This window comes from Paenibacillus sp. 1_12, assembly GCF_900114475.1.
Classification (GTDB): Bacteria; Bacillota; Bacilli; order Paenibacillales; family NBRC-103111; genus Paenibacillus_S.
The window spans coordinates 1-17,003 of the sequence record NZ_FOTE01000037.1 but is presented as its reverse complement, the minus strand read 5'-3'; the positions used below and the strand labels follow the sequence as shown (position 1 = coordinate 17,003).

Sequence of the window (17,003 nt, the reverse complement as noted above, 5' to 3'; positions counted from 1 at the left end):
CTTTTGGCATAATGAATATAGATCACCTTTCTGTTAAATCCGTGCAATTATCCTACCCACAATCACAATAACCTGCGGATAGCTTATCTGTTCTCATGAGCCTAGAATGCTGAAACATCGATTAGCATAAAAAAACAAGCCAACTCCGATTCAATCTCGGAGCCAGCTTGCAGTGTAAGACTTTATTCATCGTTGACTACAATTAAGCAGATACCACTTTGATAACGTTGCGAACGGAATCCGCGGATTTATCCAGAGCTGTCTTCTCTTCAGGCAGAAGCTCCAATTCAAATATCTTTTCGATGCCTTCGCCGCCCAGCAAGGTAGGTACACCCATGAACAGATTGTCATAGCCATATTCGCCTTGAAGCAATGCGATAGCAGGAATGATGCGTTTTTTGTCCTTGATGATCGCTTCAGCCATCTGAACCAAGGAAGCCGCAGGTGCGTAGTACGCACTGCCGTTACCCAACAGGTTCACGATCTCGCCGCCGCCTGTACGTGTACGTTGTACAATAGCTTCGATACGGTCAGCTGGGATCAGCTTCTCGATCGGGATACCGCCAACGTTGGAGTAACGAACCAAAGGCACCATATCGTCACCATGACCGCCCAATACGAAGCCGCGAACATCTTCGACTGATACGTTTAATTCTTGTGCGATAAATGTGCAGTAACGAGCTGTATCCAAAACGCCAGATTGACCGATTACGCGGTTTTTCGGGAAACCCAAAGCCTCGTAAGCTACATAGGTCATAGCATCAACCGGGTTGCTCAAAATGATGACGATGGAGTTAGGGCTCGTTCTTTTCACATTTTCACAAACGGATCTTACGATGCCTGCATTTGTGTTAACAAGATCATCACGGCTCATGCCTGGCTTACGAGCAATACCTGCTGTGATAATAACGATATCGGAGTTAGCTGTGTCGTCGTAGTTGGAAGTACCTACAATGTTACTGTCAAAGCCTTGAACTGGAGACGCTTCGAGCATGTCCAAAGCTTTACCTTTTGTCGGGTTTTCCAATTGTGGGATGTCCAGCAAAACGACATCTCCCAGTTCTTTTTGCGCTGCCAAAAATGCTGTTGTAGCGCCAGTGAAGCCTGCGCCAACAACGGTAATTTTTTTGCGTTGGATTGCCATAATAGTTAGCCTCCTGAAATGGTTTATTTTTGGGGATGAGAGGTAAGTTAAAGATTTATTGAGTAGATAACCAAATCTTGGCTTTCAGGATTAGGGATGTGCCTCCGGCCGCTGTTGAAACTGTGTTCTTGGTATTAGATTAATCGGTGGGAACACAGTTTCAAAGGCGGCGCGTAAACTCTGCGGCACAATCCCTAACTCCTTATCGCACGATTTGGAGTAAAGATCAAGATCAATCAACCTTTTCACTCGTTGAGTGTAGAAAGAATCGCCTCGATTGAACCCGAGTCGTAACGAGATCATAGAAGACTAAGATCAGATTAAGACCAAACCAAGTTCAGACCAAACCAAGTTCAGACCAAGCCAAGTTCAGACCAAGCCAAGTTCAGACCAAGATCATAAACATGACGAGACCAATACCGCAAGAATAACCAAACGCAAGAAAAGGATCAAAAACCGACCAAGTTCAAACTTTGACCTACGCTAGGCTATTTCCACAAGAGCACTAAATGGAAATTCGTCAATGAAATGCTTCGCGAAGCTAAAGCTCTCATTGACGAACAAGTTTCCAGATAAACCACCATCAAAGAACCGTTGCGCTTGGAAGCGTGTCTGTAGGATGCTTTGCTCAGCAAAGCGACCACAGACGGACGCGTTCCACGCACCCAAACTTCCTCCACAACGCTCTCCCGCATGATAGCGTGTAAGCAGCAAGCTTCGTGTAACGATTCTTGCTGCTTACAGTCGCGTTCCATGTACCCCAAACGATCAAGAACACCCAATCCCCGATAATACTCGCAGAAGAGTGCTCTATTCGTCGTCCAGGGGACGAAACCCCTGGAATCCCCCTTATAAAGGGGGACTTAGGGGGATGCCTTTTGGAACCTATTAGGCCATGTGCTTAATGATTTCGTTAGCGAACTCGGAGCATTTCACTTCAGTTGCGCCTTCCATCAAACGTGCGAAATCATAAGTAACGGTTTTGTTGTGGATCGAAGTTTCCATTCCTTTGTATATCAACTCAGCAGCTTCCAACCAGCCCAAATGCTCAAGCATCATAACGCCGGACAAGATAACCGAACCTGGGTTAACAACGTCCAAGCCAGCATATTTAGGAGCTGTACCATGTGTTGCTTCAAAGATAGCATGCCCAGTTACGTAGTTGATATTAGCTCCTGGTGCGATACCGATACCGCCAACTTGTGCTGCCAAAGCATCGGACAAGTAGTCGCCATTCAGGTTCAATGTAGCAATAACGTCAAAATCAGTAGGACGAGTCAACACTTGTTGAAGCGCGATGTCAGCAATTGCATCTTTAACGATGATTTTGCCAGCAGCTTCTGCTTCTTTTTGTGCTTGATTAGCAGCGTCAGTACCTTTTTCTGCTTTAATTCTATCGTATTGGTTCCAAGTGAAGGTTTGCTCGCCGAATTCTTTTTCAGCCAGCTCGTAACCCCAGTTTTTGAACGCGCCTTCGGTGTATTTCATGATGTTGCCTTTGTGAACCAATGTCAAAGTTTTGCGTTTGTGTTTGATAGCGTACTCGATAGCGCCGCGTACCAAACGCTCTGTACCTTCGGAGGAAACAGGTTTTACACCGATACCGGAAGTTTCCGGGAAGCGAATGTTTTTAACGCCCATTTCGTTTTGCAAGAAATCGATCACTTTTTTCACTTCAGCGGAACCCGCTTCCCACTCTATACCAGCATAAATATCCTCAGTATTTTCACGGAAAATGATCATATCTACAAGCTCAGGACGTTTAACCGGAGAAGGTACGCCTGTGAAGTAACGAACCGGACGGGAACATACATACAGATCCAATTCTTGACGCAGTGCAACGTTCAAAGAACGGATACCGCCGCCAACTGGAGTCGTTAATGGCCCTTTAATAGCCACTATGTATTCACGAATCGCTGTTAATGTATCAGTCGGCAACCAGCTTTCGAATTTATCGAATGCTTTTTGACCAGCAAATACTTCGTACCAAGCGATTTTTTTCTCGCCATTATAAGCTTTCTCAACTGCAGCGTCCAAAACGCGCTTGGAAGCAGCCCAAATGTCAGGACCAGTGCCGTCGCCTTCGATGAAAGGAATAATTGGGTTGTTAGGTACATTTAAAACTCCATCAACGATGCTGATCTTTTCGCCTTCAGTAGGTAATGCGTATTTTTCGAATTTAGCCATGAGTAGTAGTTCCTCCTTAGAATGGGTAAGTACACAAAATTGAACGGGAGCTACTGCGCTTGTCCCGCTTCACATGAATGGGACAGAACTCGCAGTAACAACCCGTTGATTACAACAAGCCGGATGATCTTCGATTAACGATTTTCAATTGGAATATACTTTTGATTCACCGGTCCTGTGTAATCAGCACGCGGGCGGATCAAACGGTTATTCTCGTATTGCTCTAAAATGTGTGCGGTCCATCCGGATGCACGGCTGATCGCAAAGATCGGCGTAAACAAGTCACGCGGAATTTCAAGGGATGTATATACGGATGCTGAGTAGAAATCAACATTCGGCTTCAAGCCCTTCTCGCCTGTTACAATCTCTTCGATCTTGATCGACATTTCGTACCAGTTAAGGTTGCCAGTAATTTTGCCCAGCTCCTGGGACATCTTTTGCAAATGCTTAGCACGAGGATCGCCATTTTTGTAAACGCGGTGTCCAAAGCCCATGATCTTTTGCTTGTTATTCAGCTTATCATGGACATAGCTGTCTACGTTGTCGAGCGATCCAATGTCTTCAAGCATCGCCATTACCGCTTCATTCGCACCTCCGTGAAGAGGACCTTTCAATGCGCCGATTGCCGAGGTCACACCGGAATAAATATCCGATAATGTCGCTACAGTAACACGCGCGGCAAAAGTTGAAGCGTTCAATTCATGATCCGCATGAAGCACCAGCGCCGTATCTAATGCTTGAATAGCTACTTTGTCTGGGTCTGTGCCAATCAGCATATACAAAAAGCTCTCGGCGATGGACTGGCTCTGTTTAGGTGCAACAGGCTCCTTGCCTTCACGAATACGGGCAAAAGCAGCTATGATTGTCGGAATCTGTGCTTGCAGCTTGATCGCTTTACGCAAATTCGATTCAGGCGTCATATCGTTGGCTTCTTCATCGTACAAAGCCAAACAGGAAACCGCTGTACGAAGTGCTGCCATCGAATTAGCTTCTTTCGGATAAAGCTTCAATTGCTCGATAACCTGAGCAGGGATAGGTGCATACTTATTAAAATCTGCAATCAATTGCGCTAACTCGGCAGTATTCGGCAATTTACCGTACCACAGCAAATAGGCAACCTCTTCAAATGTAGCATTCTCGGCCAAATCATCGATATCGATCCCCCGATAGGTAAGGACACCGTCAATTATGGAACTTATTGAGGATGTTGTTGCGACAATACCTTCCAAACCTTTGGTAGCAGTCAAAGCAATCTCTCCTTTACGTTCAATTCAAAACCTATACATAACGATATAGATAACTATATCACATAACACATATCCTATTGCAACTTGAGCGCAGGACGGCCATTCTTAATAAGCGTTCTATTCTACTATAATTGATTTAACACGCAATGTGAACAAATACAGATATAAAAGTTCATTATCGGCACAATAAACTTATGCTATCTCTGTCATCAAATTGAATCACAATAATATAAAACGTTCATCGCGTAGTTTTTTGCCATTCCAGTATTCGCAAAATGTATCGTAAAAAATCAGGTTATGTCAAATTTTATGTGGGTAAATTATGGGAAATAACCCCGCTTCTCACACAACAAAATCGACAAAAGTTGGTGTTCTCAGCATGCCATGACGCGTCCAGCTGTTAAATTGAACTTTAGCCTGGATTCGCGGATCGATATAGACAAAATCGTTATCTTCGCCGCTTTTCAGCCGCTTGCTGATCGCGTTGAAAGCTTTTTTTTGTGAAGGACTCACTCCAAGCTCAATAATACCAGCGGGCCGCATGTTCCCGTTGTCCAACACATAAGCAAGCAAGCCAAATCCAACCTTACGATATCCTGCAACATATACATCCGTATATTGATAATTCATGATCTTCAGCCAATCGTGGGAGTGCCGCGATACATACATACTGCTTTTCCGTTTTGCCACGATACCCTCCATGGAACTCTCCACTATAGATTCATATAAGTCCTCTCCACGCTCTTCAACCTGAGTAACTATATTGAAATATTCGTTCGGTAATAGAACGGACTCCAGGATTGAGCGGCGCTTCATCAGGGAAAGCTGTCGAAGATCTCGGCCTTTATGAAAAAGAATATCCCAGATCACATAGCTGACTGGGCTTTGATTTCTATATGCTTGAATCTTTTTTTTATGATTTAACTGAAACCGGTCCATCACCAAATCATATTGAATTTGTCCTGATTCCTGATCTTTACAGCAGACCTCTCCATCCAGAACCACATCTCCATCTATTGGAACATCCCAAAGCTCGGGATATTGTGTAGTACATTCTTTTTGATCTTTTGTGAATAAACGGGTCTCTTCACCAATCTTCGAAAGTATTGTACGGTGCCCGTCTATTTTTGGTTATCTCCATTAAATTGCACAAAAATAATATGTACATAAATAATAAATTTATAGCTTATTAGAATAGGATTTTAAGAGTTTTCATTAAAACATTACTGTACAAAAATAAATAGAATGATATTATAGAAAATGGTACATATCCAATATTCCACCTTTTCGGAAATACTGTACATAAATGCACTTCCATTGGAGGACAAATGGTCAATTCAAAATCTTCTACAATAATTACTCTTCAAAATTTTAAATTTATTATGATTTCTGTTTGGATTGATTGGGGGACATTAAGAGACGGCAAAATTCTAAAAAAGCAGTTCGCGGCAATAGCGTTAAAAAATCTGACAGCGGGTACCCACATCATCCATCCGCTGTCAGATTTTATTTTAAACTATTGGCAGGCAAGAAAGTTCAACACCCAGAAGAAACATGCTTTGAATACCGTGAAATTCCTTAATTACATACTATTTAATAGATTGAACATACGCTCGCTGTCCGATTTAAATTTTAAGAATGGCAACAATTATTTGAATTCACTCACTTCCGAAGGACAGTCCAGGGGTTCAGTAAAAGACAGTGAAAGGACTCTTACATATCTTTATCTTTGGTTAATTGATAAGGGCATAAGTAACCTAGACAAAAATCGGTTTATAAAAAAAGAAACGCAAAATGGCTCGAGTTATTACGAATCCCCTTTTCAGGTGATTTATCCAGATCATAAGCCACCAAATGTGGAACATACACTTCCAATTCGATACATTCCTCTCTTGATTGAAATAGCTATCCTTGTTGCAAGACCAATTACACTCGGGGTTTATTTACAATTGTTCGGTGGACTTCGAGTCGGTGAAGTGGTCAATTTAAAGCGCACTCAATTAAAGAGAAGAATAGCAAACGGGGATTTTCTTTTTGAAGTTAAGGATCAAAATTTCCGCACAGATCTCAAGGATAGTTCTGGCGGCAACTATGTAAAACGTAGCAGAAACCAAAGGGTCTTTCAGATTAACGATTGGGGAGAGTCTCTATTTAATGATCATATCGAATTGTTCACAGCGGCCGGTAAGACCCCTGCGCTTTTTGTAAATAGGGATGGAAAAGCAATGTCTGGACGTAGTTACCGTCAATATTTTGATAAATTAAAAAGATGCTTCATTCAATACTTAAAAACATACGGAGACAGCGATGATAAACTGGTTGCCCACCATTTAAGTATGATGAGTTGGTCTACCCACATTGGCAGAGGAACATTTACAAATATGTTAGCAGAGATAGCTGAAAATCCCTACGATATTGCATTCCCTCGTGGAGACAAAAACCTCCTTTCTTCACTATCTTATATGTCTAGGACAGAACGCCTACGAAAGAAGTTAGAAGATAAGTTTCATAACATGCACGGAACGTATATTCCAAAATTAATTGAAAAACGAAATACGTAAAAGGAGCATTTTATCGTTGCATACTTCATCGGAGTATCTCACAAAGTCAGAACTCGCAAGAGTTTTAAATGTCAGCCATAGCACCGTCATAAGATGGATTTCCGAGGGAAAAGTGCCATCAATCGTTGAAATCGATAATAAATCCTTAATACCACAGGAAACCATCCCTTTGATAAAAAAGAATGTTGGGTATATAAATACGGACGAGTACAAGAGTCTCGAAGAATTTCTTCGGTTCTTTAATATCAGCCATGAAACTTATTTGAATTGGATTAAAAGGGGATGGGTTAAAGACAATGTTCGATATGGTAACACATCCTATATCCCCCTTAGTTCCATAGATGAGATAAAGAAGCTAAGCGGTTATGTAAATGAGGATGATTATATAAACGTCAAACAGTTGAGTAGCATACTGGATGTGAGTCCGGAGAAAATTTTCAGATTCATTAAAAGTGGCCTACTTGTAGATTTCCATCAATACAAAGATAAATATCTCTTTAAATTGGATTCTATTGAGGAAATCAAACAAAGCATTGGATATTACGACGGTTTTAATCCAAATGAATATTTTAGGATAAATCAGGTTAAAGAAAAATTGAATTTGGATTTCGATTTCCACTATTGGAAATCGAAAATACCGTACATCCTGCATTTGGGAACACCCTATATACATACCAAGGATTTAAATCATATTTTCCACCTGATAAAAGAAAAAAAAACTAAAGCAGCCTCTTCAATTAAAAAGTTAGAAAACTATGTGATTCCAGGACTAGAAAACTATGTGAACACTCGAATGGCCGCCGAATTATTACAAATCAATCAGGGAACGGTGTCCGTTCTTATAAATACAGAGAAAATTAAAGGAGCTATTAAGGTTCCATTTAACAAAAGCCAAACCATATGGATGATTCCGATGGAATCAATCGACGATTATAAGCAATACCGTATATCTTTGATTGCGGATAAAACAGCAGTTATTATGCCTGCCGATACATTAAGTCTAAAGAAGATAGCCAAAAAGACCGGAGTGCCATATAATTCACTTCTTTTGAAGATCAGAAATAAACAGTTATTTACAAATGCCCAAAAGGTTAAAGGGATGTATTGTATACCGATTGAAGAAGCAAATCATTTTATTGAGAACAACCGGAAATATCGGTACGATAAAAAGGTAGACTTCTATACGAATAAAGACGCTCTAGAGGAGCTATTACACTATATAACTGCCTTTCCTTTCTTGTTTCATTTATGGAAAACGGCAGAGCTGTTTACGGAGTTCTGTACGGTTAAAATGAGCAAGCTAAGAGGAATCCCAACACACATTCGTACCTTTTTTAATTATTACAAGTTTGTGTTCGAAATATTACGGACCCTAGATAAAAATTTACATGAGTTGGAAGTTAATGTAATAGACAGTATCGTATTTGAACAGATGACAAACGAGCATACCAAACGAATTTTCGTTTCATTTTATTATTATTGTTATTCAAGCTACGACCTTCCGGTCCCGAAACAGTACGTAATTTCCAAAAGAAGCAACGATAAAGAGAAGGAAAAGGAAATTTATTCTCCTGAATCATTTTATTCCTTTTACAAGTATGTGAAAGATGTTTCGTTGCACTTACCGTATGCCATTAACAATGACTATTACTCAAATATGTGGGCATTTACGATTATGCACCTTACGAACGCATGGAGAGCTTCGGATATTGTTTTTAAGACTCCCAATCTCGACATCTCCTCGATTCAGGTAGATTCGTTTAATTGGTTCAACAATAACTCATTAACGATAACACAGTGCCAAAAAGTCATAAATCAATTGTATTTGCATTTCCGTTCAATTACGACAAGTAAAACAAGTGCGTTTGTTACATTCTTAGTCGAGCCAGAACTGGTGGAACCATTATCGACTGCACTTATTATTTCGGAATTGCATAGACAGAAAAATAAGAAACCATTTCTTCTAGAATCTTTCATTACGGGGACTAAAATTAAAACAGTGGTTACCTCAGGGAAAGCCCAACATCTACAATTTTTTAGGTTCGATTTATCACTCGAACCTTTTAAAAGTTTGAAGTTTAACAACAGTACGATGACTTATCTTTTTTATAGCATTAGTGATGAAGACGGGAATGATTCTGATGTGGCATTAGAACTAACTCAAAGGGTAAGATCCCATAACTGGGCTGAGACCACGGCTATTTATGTTCAAGCCACAAACAAGGACGGGAGCTTGAATCTGGTATCTTCTAACCTCTTCAGGCGAGGACACTTTGGTTGGCTATATAACTATTTAATATTAATGGCTAGCGAAAAAGATGATACGCCCCGAACAATGGAGGATAAAACACTAGCAATATCAGCGCTTAGAAATCAATTAGGGAGCCCGGTTAATACCGAAGAATGGGCTCAGTTTCTTTTACAAATAAGACAAAAACGAAGCTCTGTTATGTCAGTATTGGCAAAGCTAAGTAAAGAATCTCTCATTGAATTATTAGTAAAGATTTTCAAAGGGGACATGCCTTCAAAGACGGAAAACGCCCAGTGTATCACGTCTCCTAAATGTGAATACCCACGATTGAATTCGTGTTATTCTTGCCCAAACGTCATTCCTAAAAATTACTTATTTATCGAACTAAGTGGTGAGTTTGACCGATTGATTAATTCGATTGAAACCACTGAACATGATGCCATTCGAAAAAAGGAATCCTATTTCCTTTTTAATTTACTCCTATTGCTTGACGAAGGAATCAACTTCTTCGGAGAGGAATACATTGAAGCATTTTTAAAAATACAACATGTACGCGAAAAACTTAGCCAACTGGCTGACAAAATATATATTGAATAAGGTGGACATTTTGGAATTAAAACTGCCTCAAGAATTATTTGGAAATTCAATGGTGAGCGTAATTGAACATATACATTTCGATAAAATGGAAAATGAATTATATCTGAACACTTTTTCAGCCTTAAAAGAAAATGGATATATTGTAGCGGACTCTTTCAATGACCCTTTATGGACTATGCCATGTAAGATAAAGGCAAATGATTTTCATCTGGTATTTGATCTCGACATATATAGGGATCTAAATGTAGCTGTTAAAGCCTTCATCACCTTACGGAGATCATCCGGGGTAAGTGCGCATAAGTGTTATGATGAAGTACAGTTGCTTAAAATTGCGATAAGATTTTCCAATGGCTTGAAACAATCGAATAAGGTGAAAGACAAATTGGTATCTATGTCAGAACCGCGCGCCTACTCTTTTTCCAATGTCTTGAAGAACTTTATCAGCTTTTTCCCCTGCGAACAGGGAGAGGAATTACAAAGGATCTGCGATACAGTTCCTTTCGCGACATATGGGAATAGAGATTTACCTCACTTTCACGACGTTCTGGTATTCAATGATATTGTAAATGATTTTTTTCAGACCAAGCCATTCGAAGAGACCCTAAAATATATGCCGATTATGTTTTGGTGGCTTATCACGAATATCCTGCCTCAGAGACCAACAGAGCTACTTTTAATGAATATAGACTGCCTTGAACTTAGAACAGATGGATCCATGGGGCTTAAAGTTCCCAGAATCAAAAATGAAAGTGATTCTCCAGATAGAGTTGTTCAGTATGATTCAATCCAGATAGACAGCAAAACCTACCAATTAATCTCTTTCTACAAAGTGAAGCTAATTCAATTTGGTATTGAGGATGACTACCTTTTCCCAAGAGATTTATATCAGCTTTTCCGGAAAAGACCAAAACGTCAAGCATTCAATCGAATGACACTATACAATTTTGATGTGTTACTGCAGGAGTTTTATAACGAGGTAGTTGAGGGTATCTATTCGGAGACAAACATTGAGAAAATAAAGCCTGGAGATACCAGGCACTTCGCAATTATCAATATGTTTCTGCAAGGCTTTAACATGCTTTCCATCGCCAGAATGGCAGGACATGATGTTATTGCCACACAAGATAATTATTATTCACATGCCGAGCATTTTTCTCAATCGTATGTCTTTATATTGGCTCAAAAGATGCTGGAACGTAAGATTTCAGACACTATGCCTGAAGGATTTATTGGATGGAGACGAGATACATATGATAGAGGAAAGATTTACAACCACCATGACACATTGAAAATGGTAAAAGTAGATTTCGGTTATTGTATGGAAAGGAAAGAAATCTTCCCCTCCTCGTGTGTCGAAGACTGTAGGGTATGCAGCAAGTACGTTTTTAAACCGGCAATTGATAAATATGAAGAAGGGGTTGAATGGCTGCAAAACTATGCCAGTGTCCTTAATCAGCGAATGAATGAAGTACACTTAATAATGAAGGAACATTGCAGATCATCACTCCTATCGAACCATCCTGCTTCTGACGAAATTTCAAAGACAAATTCAATGAAACTGGTAAAATGCATGGATCAGAAAGCGATTATTGATTCGATCTTGATGGAGGAAGACAGATATGACTAAAGAACACGAAGGACTGGCTGGAAAAGGCAGACCTTCTAATTATACTGACGAACAACTCAAAGAATTGGTCTTGGATATTAAAAAGAAATATAAAGGACAAAAACTAACTTACCTTTTCTTGGAGAAGGAAACCGGCATCGGGAGGAATACATGGAGTAGACGTATTCCTGAAACGATAGATGTATTAAATAATCCTGTTCCGAGGTCAATTGGAGTATCCGAAAGTGATGATGTTTACTTTCCGAACATAGAGCAAATTTTTGACTTATATAAAAATGATAAGAACAAAATTATCAATGAACTTTATTTCATCGAAACGGCATTCTACGAGCTTTATAATACGGTTAATAATTTGAAAGAGGAGCTGAATCGAAGAAAAGATGACAGTGCCGAGCTAAAAATGAAAAATGATGAAATAATACTTTTGCAAGAACAAGTAAAACACTATGAACAATTATATAATCAACAAATGGTTTCGAGTGCATTTTCTCACCTTCAGTCACAAAGTCAGGCAAAAGAGAATCTAATACAGTTTAATAAAAACAACAGGAACCATGTAAGTTTGGAAAATTTAGAATCCTTTTTTGAAACGAATGGATCTAATACCTCTGAAAGTAATACAAGCTTAACTAAAATGGAGAATAGGTTTGGAAATATATTCAAAAAGGACCATTAGGTCCTCAAATTGTTTAATTAACTAGATTTTAATTCCTTTCCTAGTCATTTATTTCAATTACATAGGTCATATTAGATAATTGACAATTTTCCGCACCAAAACTTACCGCCTCAATCGCTAAAGCAAGCGTGCTATAATTGCGGTAGAGGTGTCTCTATGCACAATATAATTTTTCCGATGTTACTGAAGACAGCGCCCGCGTCATTTGACGACGAGCGCTACATATTCCAACCGAAAATAGACGGTCATCGCGCCATTATTAAACACCACAACGGTGAGACCCGTATATTTACTCGACACGGTACCGAAGTCACGCGCTACTATCCTGAGCTATGGGACGTACCCGTGCTAGACGATGTCATTTTAGACGGTGAAATCGCGTGCCATGACGAAAGCGGTGCGATCAACTTCGAGTTGATGCAAGCACGATTTGCCATTAAGAACCGTGTTAAAATCAAGGCTGCTATGCTTCATAGTCCCGTTACATTCTACGCGTTCGATATTATAGTTTTAAATGGGCGTGATCTACGTATGCTTCCCTTAACCGACCGCCAGCGTATCCTAGCGGATGTGTATGGTGAGTCAGTACACTTCCGAACACTGCTTACAGTAGATAGCACTGGTAATGCGCTTTTTGGCGCGATTAAGGCCCGAAATATGGAGGGTATCGTTGCTAAAAAGAAAGAGTCCGTATACGTTAGTAAGCGCAGTTCAAATTGGTTAAAAATCATTAACTGGACGTATGCAGACGTTTATATAACTGGCTGTCTTAAGCAGGAGTTCGGATGGCTAGCGGCGGTGCACGGCGATGGCGGCAGGTTGCGTCCTGCTGGCGTAATAAAACTAGGCGTACCTCCTATTGCGAAGAAGGCGTTTAAAAGCGTTGTAGAGCCGCTAGTTATCGGCGAAGATAACACCAATGTTTATTTAGAGCCAAAGATTAGAATACGCGTGAAGATGAGGAATTGGACGCAGGCAGGCTTGTTGCGAGCTCCTAGTTTCGTGGAATTTATAGTATCATAGTATTAATATTATGTTCTTTAAATAGCTTAATAAGTGCGTGTATTACTCAACCATGCATCACTAAATCTTTTCTTGAATATTGAAATTATCTTTTCTTGTCTGCATATATAGTTCCCCCAAATATTACAAAAAGATACATCTATATAAAATCATCAATTTTTATAACATAAAGAGGTGCCTTTCTAAATGAGAGGCACCTCTTTATGCTATACAGACGTATCATCAAGGTTCCAGGGCCAGGTAATGTGAAAAACAGCAGCCCATTGCGGAGCTCGTTGCATCATTTTGTATTGAGTGTATACGCCGAAGCAACCACCACAACCACCGCGGGAAGCCCACAGAAAGTCACTATGGCAATTTTTATTGGCTCGAATTACTTTTCCCTTTTCGTCAATCATTTCGATTTCGAAAAGATTATTGTTAATGAGGGAGGTCCCCCGCTGGGGTAACCCGATTCCCCTGCCGAGCGATTCCGGCGATCTTGAAGCTACGGAGTGTGCTTATTGTATAAATGACGTTCAATTGGCTCCAGGTGCCGCTTGGTGACAATGCAGAAGGTCCCAAGCCCCTAATACTCCAACAAGCTATAAAACACTTTGTAGAGGCATATAAGCGCTGCAAAAAGGGTAAAGTTTGGATCGATCCATTGCGGTAGTGGAAAAGAACATACCGTCGCTGTGGCAATTGGCTACTTAAATACTTTTGCTAACGAAGATGCTGTAAATTTGGCAAAAACATTATTTGAGAATTAGATAGTCCGTCCTTTTATTAATTCTATAGTCAAAAGACAAAAGGCAATCCGATTGAAGGATCGCCTTTATTATTTTTCTTGACTGCTTGAACTACATATACTATCCGAAAATTGTTAGCACACCAATATTAAGCCATCATTTGATCTGCTAACTCCTCAGCTAATTTCTTCGATCCACTTAAACCTTTTACATATTTTAGCGGACCATCCGCTGACCACTCCACTGATAATTTATTTACATATTTTACGATAGCCGACAGGTCAACTTGCTTTTTGTTTTCTTTTAGTGATGCGCTTAAGATAGAGCTTCCAGCAATAGATAAAGCATCTATGGAAACAATGTGGGTTGTTCGATAATTCTTATAATCTTTCCATTCGAAAATAAACTTGTCCCGAAGGGCATTGTAATAAGTAAGAGCCATTTGAATTTTTTCTTCTTTAGGCAAAATACTAATATTTTCACTTTTCAACAAATATGTCAGTGTTCTGTATAAATTTTGAAGAGTAACATGTCTTCCTTTAGTTCGTTTACCAATTATACTTCCAATGAGATAGAAGGGGCTATCTTTTCTAGTCATCATTTCTGTGGCTATCCAACTAATATCGTCGGAATCGCGGCGTAGAAATTTACTTAAAGATGTGCCTATTCCTTTTGCCTTCGTATTTATAGTATCAAATAGTTTAATTTCCTCGTCCTCATCTAAGCTATGAAAGGCTAAAAACGGAATGTTAATATCTGAATTCGTTTCACGTACATACTTTTCTATTCCACCTACACGATGCTGCCCATCCATCAGAGAAGCCCTACCTCTGCAAAGCAATCTGCCATATGAGGGGCGTTGTTTATCATAACAAGCAAATTCCCAATTAGCTGCAGCGTTCAATAAAATCGGAGTAAAAAGAGCATCTTCCCCTTTGGACAAGTAATATGCAAAATCAGCACATCTTTTGGCATCGACCGGGCGCTGATAACCCTTTCCAGAAGGGTGATCAAAAGGCTTTACATAAATTAAATTAATTCCAACAGAAGCAGGAAAGTAGCTTTGATATGCAACCCTGCCTCGCATTTTGCACTGGAGTACATTTTCAATAACATACTGCTGTGGAAGCTTACTCATTCTTTTGGCTCCTTGATATTAGTATAAAGCCATAATAGTTCTTATAAGATCTAAAATCAAATGGATATATATGTTATAGGTATCTGTAATTTGGTCAGAGACTCCACTAGTCTGAAAAAGAGGTGAGTCTGTTGTCCAAACTCTCAAAACATGTAGGAGTAAAAGTTAGAAATTTACGTAAAAATAGAGGATTAACCCAAGAACAACTAGGTGAGCTCGTTGAGCTCCCTCAGTCCTACATTGGTGGTATTGAGCGCGGTGAAAAGAATATCTCATTAGAAACCCTCGAAAGGATTGTAGAAACTCTTAGAGTAGAGCCTAGCGATCTATTTAGTGGTTATGACCTTACTAATTCGCAGTATGAGAGATCCAAATTATTAGATTCTACATATCTTTTAATTGAACAATGTTCGGACAAAGAAATAGCTTTAATTAAAAAATTAGTGGATGTTGTAATTTCAGAGGTGCGGTCTAAAAGTATTTAAAATTAGTCAGTGAAGATAAAACGAGTGTAACTCAGGACTTATAAGGTCCTAGAGAGCATTCGTTTTTCTTTTAGCTGCATCCATGCAGCTCGTCGAGATTTATTTTATAATCGTTGTGAAGTCTCGCGATGTCGTCAGATTAGTCCGGCGATGTTTAACTTGTTTTCCACCATTGGATTTCCTATATACGCAGCATGTGAAATTGCGGGTTTGTCCAATATCTCGTCAGTCGTGTCAAACAAGAAACTCTGGCGGCTTGCCTGCCGTGCTCAAGGCGAAATAGCAGCTCTCCCGCAACATGGTTTGTTAGGGAAGTTAATGGCCTTGTTCATGGGGCCGCGCATGATGGTATCTATACACCTAAAAATGGAACGGAATATGCTTCCGATAGACTATCAGGCATTCAACCGGTCCCATCATGGTGGTAAGGTTCGTGCTCAGGGCGTGGATCTATGCGCAATTCCCTTTTGGAAGAATAACATAGAGGACGCCAGATGAGGGCTTTGCAAGAATTTCTAAAGTGTTTATCAGAGTACGAAAGGGCAAGTAAAGCCAGTGTATTTACTCAATATACCAAAAAGAGAAGATGCCACGAGGCAATCTTCTCCACAATAGTTTTTTCACCGTTAGCATTATAGCAAATAAATTACAACTCGTTATTTCTCCCAAAGCTCGATCAGTCGACCTTCAGGATCTTCAATCCAAATAAACTTTCCAATAATGTTATAGATATCGCTATAACACCACTATAAAGGAGAAATATAATTTGAAATAATTACAAACTTTCTATGTAAATAATCTCATTTATTCTTCCATAAATCCCTTCAAGTTTCTGTAGTATTTCCTTTTGTTCCTCAATATTATGGGTATGTTCATGCCTAAGAACAAAGGAGATACATTCGATCAATTTGCGTAATGAAATGCTCTCGAAAACAAATTGATTAATATCATCAATGTGAGAAAAAATTTGTCTACTAGCTTCAAGAGAACTGTTGCCATCTATAAAATCGAGTCTGTAAAATAGTTTGTGTAAACTCCTAAACCTATTAAAATGGAAGTATAGGAAAGGTTGGGGAGAACACATGGGATTATGGACAAAGCAGCAGCTCCGCGAATTTATCAAGGATAATAAGTTGGTAACAGCTCAAGATGCCCAAAACGCATTAAAGAATCTATTTGCCGAGACGATTCAAGAGATGCTGGAAGCGGAAATGGATACGCATTTAGGCTACCAAAAGCATGAAGTAGAGAACAAAACAACATCAAACAGCCGTAATGGAAAGAGTAAGAAGAGAGTAACAAGTGAGTACGGAGAGCAAGAGATCATCATTCCGCG

Annotated in this window: 12 protein-coding genes; 7 read left to right on the top strand and 5 right to left on the bottom strand. The window is 39.7% G+C overall.

Annotated features, from left to right (window positions below):
* Positions 1-202 precede the first annotated feature (202 nt).
* The 4 genes from mdh to BM210_RS32800 form a co-directional block, all read right to left on the bottom strand.
* The gene (mdh, locus tag BM210_RS32820) at positions 203-1,144 is read right to left on the bottom strand and encodes a malate dehydrogenase (RefSeq protein WP_091176896.1); all 942 of its coding nucleotides are present in this window, start codon (positions 1,142-1,144) and stop codon (positions 203-205) included.
* Positions 1,145-2,032: 888 nt separating this feature from the next.
* Positions 2,033-3,331 (bottom strand): NADP-dependent isocitrate dehydrogenase, encoded by a 1,299-nt coding sequence (gene icd, locus BM210_RS32810; RefSeq protein ID WP_091176894.1) that lies wholly within the window; start codon positions 3,329-3,331, stop codon positions 2,033-2,035.
* A gap of 134 nt (positions 3,332-3,465) precedes the next feature.
* Positions 3,466-4,578, bottom strand: coding sequence for a citrate synthase (citZ, locus tag BM210_RS32805; protein ID WP_091176893.1), 1,113 nt, complete (start codon positions 4,576-4,578; stop codon positions 3,466-3,468).
* Positions 4,579-4,920: 342 nt separating this feature from the next.
* The gene (locus BM210_RS32800) at positions 4,921-5,703 is read right to left on the bottom strand and encodes an ATP-dependent DNA ligase (protein WP_091176892.1); all 783 of its coding nucleotides are present in this window, start codon (positions 5,701-5,703) and stop codon (positions 4,921-4,923) included.
* Between the two features lie 203 nt (positions 5,704-5,906).
* On the opposite strand from BM210_RS32800, the gene BM210_RS32795 reads away from it, so the two are divergent.
* The 5 genes from BM210_RS32795 to BM210_RS32775 all read left to right on the top strand — a co-directional run bounded on the left by BM210_RS32795 (position 5,907) and on the right by BM210_RS32775 (position 13,313).
* The gene (locus tag BM210_RS32795) at positions 5,907-7,139 is read left to right on the top strand and encodes a hypothetical protein (RefSeq protein WP_091176891.1); all 1,233 of its coding nucleotides are present in this window, start codon (positions 5,907-5,909) and stop codon (positions 7,137-7,139) included.
* Positions 7,140-7,155: 16 nt separating this feature from the next.
* Positions 7,156-9,987 (top strand): MerR family transcriptional regulator, encoded by a 2,832-nt coding sequence (locus tag BM210_RS32790; protein WP_091176890.1) that lies wholly within the window; start codon positions 7,156-7,158, stop codon positions 9,985-9,987.
* A 1-nt stretch (position 9,988) separates the two neighbouring features.
* Positions 9,989-11,614, top strand: coding sequence for a site-specific integrase (locus BM210_RS32785; RefSeq protein WP_371263579.1), 1,626 nt, complete (start codon positions 9,989-9,991; stop codon positions 11,612-11,614).
* Complete coding sequence (locus BM210_RS32780; RefSeq protein WP_091176889.1) at positions 11,607-12,290, top strand: hypothetical protein; 684 nt, start codon at positions 11,607-11,609, stop codon at positions 12,288-12,290. Before BM210_RS32785 ends, BM210_RS32780 begins: the two co-directional genes overlap by 8 nt.
* A 156-nt stretch (positions 12,291-12,446) precedes the next feature.
* Complete coding sequence (locus BM210_RS32775) at positions 12,447-13,313, top strand: ATP-dependent DNA ligase (RefSeq protein WP_091176888.1); 867 nt, start codon at positions 12,447-12,449, stop codon at positions 13,311-13,313.
* A gap of 879 nt (positions 13,314-14,192) precedes the next feature.
* On the opposite strand, the gene BM210_RS32765 is transcribed toward BM210_RS32775, so the two are convergent.
* On the bottom strand, positions 14,193-15,182 hold the full coding sequence (locus BM210_RS32765) for a DGQHR domain-containing protein (RefSeq protein WP_091176886.1): 990 nt from the start codon (positions 15,180-15,182) through the stop codon (positions 14,193-14,195).
* 131 nt (positions 15,183-15,313) lie between these two features.
* On the opposite strand from BM210_RS32765, the gene BM210_RS32760 reads away from it, so the two are divergent.
* A complete protein-coding gene (locus BM210_RS32760; protein WP_177238146.1) occupies positions 15,314-15,667 on the top strand; it encodes a helix-turn-helix domain-containing protein in 354 nt (117 codons plus the stop codon).
* A 1,082-nt stretch (positions 15,668-16,749) separates the two neighbouring features.
* On the top strand, positions 16,750-17,003 hold a 254-nt coding region (locus BM210_RS32745), incomplete at its 3' end, for a transposase (RefSeq protein WP_177238145.1).